The organism is Nitrospira sp. BLG_2, from assembly GCF_049222245.1.
Window position 1 is genome coordinate 1 of record NZ_JBLYIG010000540.1, and the last position, 2,946, is coordinate 2,946.

The 2,946-nt window shown below is 54.8% G+C and carries 4 protein-coding genes; 2 read left to right on the forward strand and 2 right to left on the reverse strand.

Features of this window, described 5'->3' with window-relative positions:
* The coding region (locus tag ACOSYY_RS14490; RefSeq protein ID WP_421663233.1) for an SLC13 family permease at positions 1 to 403 on the forward strand (403 nt) is incomplete at its 5' end.
* A 73-nt stretch (positions 404 to 476) separates the two neighbouring features.
* Here the strand turns inward: ACOSYY_RS14490 and ACOSYY_RS14495 are convergent.
* The gene (locus tag ACOSYY_RS14495; protein WP_421663234.1) at positions 477 to 1,970 is read right to left on the reverse strand and encodes a DUF4403 family protein; all 1,494 of its coding nucleotides are present in this window, start codon (positions 1,968 to 1,970) and stop codon (positions 477 to 479) included.
* Between the two features lie 278 nt (positions 1,971 to 2,248).
* Positions 2,249 to 2,551, reverse strand: coding sequence for a cupin domain-containing protein (locus ACOSYY_RS14500; protein ID WP_421663235.1), 303 nt, complete (start codon positions 2,549 to 2,551; stop codon positions 2,249 to 2,251).
* Positions 2,552 to 2,737: 186 nt separating this feature from the next.
* Between ACOSYY_RS14500 and ACOSYY_RS14505 the strand changes: the two genes are divergently transcribed.
* Positions 2,738 to 2,946 (forward strand): type II toxin-antitoxin system Phd/YefM family antitoxin (locus ACOSYY_RS14505; protein WP_421663236.1); only part of this gene is annotated, 209 nt, incomplete at its 3' end.

Consider the following 2,946-nt stretch of genomic DNA (forward strand, 5'->3'; position numbering starts at 1 on the left):
TCAGCTGGTCGCGGTGACGAGGGGCAATCTTGCCGGATCCACGATGGCGGTGTTGTGGGGGTCTGCGATACTTTCTGCAGTCGTGGACAATATCCCCTATGTCGCCGCGATGAATCCATTGATCGTCGATCTTGCCCGGTCGCTCCATCCGGAGATGACCGACTATGTCGCCTTGGTCCATCAACCGGACATCATCCCGCTCTGGTGGGCATTGGCCTTGGGCGCGTGTTTAGGCGGGAACGGCACGATCATCGGCGCGAGCGCCAACGTCGTGATCGTCGACATCGCGCGCAAATCCGGCTACCGGATTACCTTTTGGCAGTTCTTCAAGTTCGGATTTCCCGTCATGATCGCATCGGTGACACTCAGCGCGCTCTATCTCTGGCTGGTGTTTCTGCGCTGACAAGGATGCTGAAAAAAGTTGCCGCAGGCTTCTCGCGGGACGGTTGAATGTTCCCGCAGTCTGCTACGGTGAATCATGGCTTGCCATTGACCTTCAGAGTAAGTGATCCATCACTCATCACCCGAACGTATAACGTGTTCACATCGGCGAACACGCCGATACCCTGCACTGATGTGACGGTCCCGTGCGTCATGATAGTCGGACTCAACTCGCGATTCAGGGCCTTCGTCACAAGGTCGCGCATGCGATCAATTGCCGGAGTCACACCGAGTACGACTTCACCCATAACGACGTCTCTGACCGAAGAACGGGAGAGCCAATCGGGGCCGCTTTTCTGGAGGAGCTGTTCGGAATCGTCGTCCAAGCGGAGGCCACTGATGTAGATGGCCTGTGTGAACGTGTTCATCTCAGGCTTGCCCACAAAATACAAGTGGCCGGTCGCATCTCCATCAAACGCTATCCGCAGGACCACTTGGTTGCCACCACGGCCCAAAATGGCCGCATCATTGATCTGAATGAAATCTCCTTTCACGGCGACACGCTTTCCCTGCAACCGAGTTGCAAGTGATCGGGACAGCGACGGATAGTCCAGTGGGATGTCGGCGACGACGTGGAATCCAGTGGGCGCTAGCTGGTTCGCAAGTGTCCTGGGCAGTGTGCCATACAACGGGGCATCTGCGGCACCATGGAATCCAGTGGAAGCCGGTTCAGTTTCAAGCTGAGGAAGTGCCCCACCCGCGGATGATGGTTCGGTACCGAACACGAGAACTGGTTTCGCGGTTATATGAATGGTGTCTTCGATGAGTTCTCCACCCCCTGAGAAACCACTGCGCCACACTGTACCGGTGTTGAGCAGGAGCCACGCGTCCGGTTCTAGTTGTATGGGGTTGCCCAGCGTGCGCCAGACATCTTCCACCCGGGACTTGGCTGTCAGCGTGTTCATGCGTGCGACCACGTTGCTGAGCCCTCCCCGTACTTTCTCTGTCAGCTGGTTTTTGAATTCCTGAAAGACATCAGTATCATTGACGCTGATTTTGCAAGCATCAATGGCGTTCAACGTCACAGCGGTTATTGATGTAGACATACCGTAATTCGGTGTCATGCCAACGGTGAGATTCCCATTGAGCGTTGCTCTTTTGGGCCATTCGGTGCCCTCGCCACATTGAAGTGGATAGGCTCCAATCTTATAGCGAAGAGCTGTGCTGATAGATAAGCTGGAGCTGAGTGGTTCAATGCCCTTCCACCAATCGCCCACGGACTCAGACTTCGTGCCGATGGCTTGCTGGGTACCTGAAGGTGCCACGGCAAAATCATCCCGCTCGGCGTAATACTTATATTCGACACCTTTAGGATGCTTGATGGAGTGCTTCCAATGGTCGAACTTTTTTGGAATCACGCTGTCATCGTTAGCAGCATGGAGGAATGGCGACAGGTCCACCTGAACGGGAAAGCTGACTGCGGAGTCTGTGGTAGGGGAGAGAGGGTTCGGGGTTGTCGGCAGTAGCGTCGGCGCCGGTGGGCGAACGACATACTGCTTGGCGAGACAACTCGTTAACGACAGCAACAAAGATAACACGATAAGAGAGTTGCCTATGGATCTGGGAAACATCCGCTTTCCCCCTTTAGATAGCTCTTGAGAGTGCGGTGCATGGCCTTAAACCGCCTCAAACACTGTGGAAAGTGAGTCTGCCCGGCAAAGAAACGGGCGCTAGGATATCAGAAACATCTACCTATTTGTCAGCCTAAATTAAGGTGAGCCGGCCCGACCTTCGTATCAGGTCAAGTTTGCCGATGTGTTGGTCGGAGTCTCACGGCCTCTTTACGAATGCTTCGCAACCTTTTCTTCTAATCGTACCCATACAGCCAGCGCGTCGTAGAGGAGGAGATATTTTTGACGGAATGGCGAATACCTTTCGGAATAAACACTTCGTCGCCCGGCTCTGCGAGAATCTCTTCTTCGTCAATGGCGAGCTTGAGCTTCCCTTCCATCACGGTCACCAGCTCGTTCGTCGCGTGGACGAAATTGTTCCACTCCCTGCCGGGCGGATCGGTGAACACATCGCAGGAGTAACCCCGTCGGCCCCAGTCTTGAGCGACCTGGTCACGGTCGAGAGGCACTTGGAATTTCTGAGGAGTGAGATAGGACATGGAACTCCGTTATGGGGTGTGTCGTTCGATTTTTAGCCGGCGTGTGCCACTTGGTCAATGCTGATTTTCTATGGGAGGTTTTCGACCGTTAAAAAGTCCCGGCATGTGGTTCGGTGTTCTTGATTGACGGTAAGCGGAGCTTCGCAGTAGAGTAGTAACGTCACTACATGAATTGGGGGTGGAGAAATGCAGATTGGTTTACGAGAGGCAAACCAGCAGTTTTCTCGGCTGATCAAGGCGGTGAGGGATGGGCGAGAGGTGTTGTTGACAGACCGTGGGAGACTCCTCGCCGTGGTGAAGCCGGTGCATGGCGGTAATGAAACGGAGGCAACCATCCAGCGTTTGGAGAGAGCGGGCCTCCTGCGTCCCGCAGAGAAACGAAACCGCCTCCCCGC

Excerpts from the sequence above, each read along its gene's own strand:
- ACOSYY_RS14500 (WP_421663235.1), bottom strand. The coding sequence starts at position 2,551 with ATGTCCTATCTCACTCCTCAGAAATTCCAAGTGCCTCTCGACCGTGAC.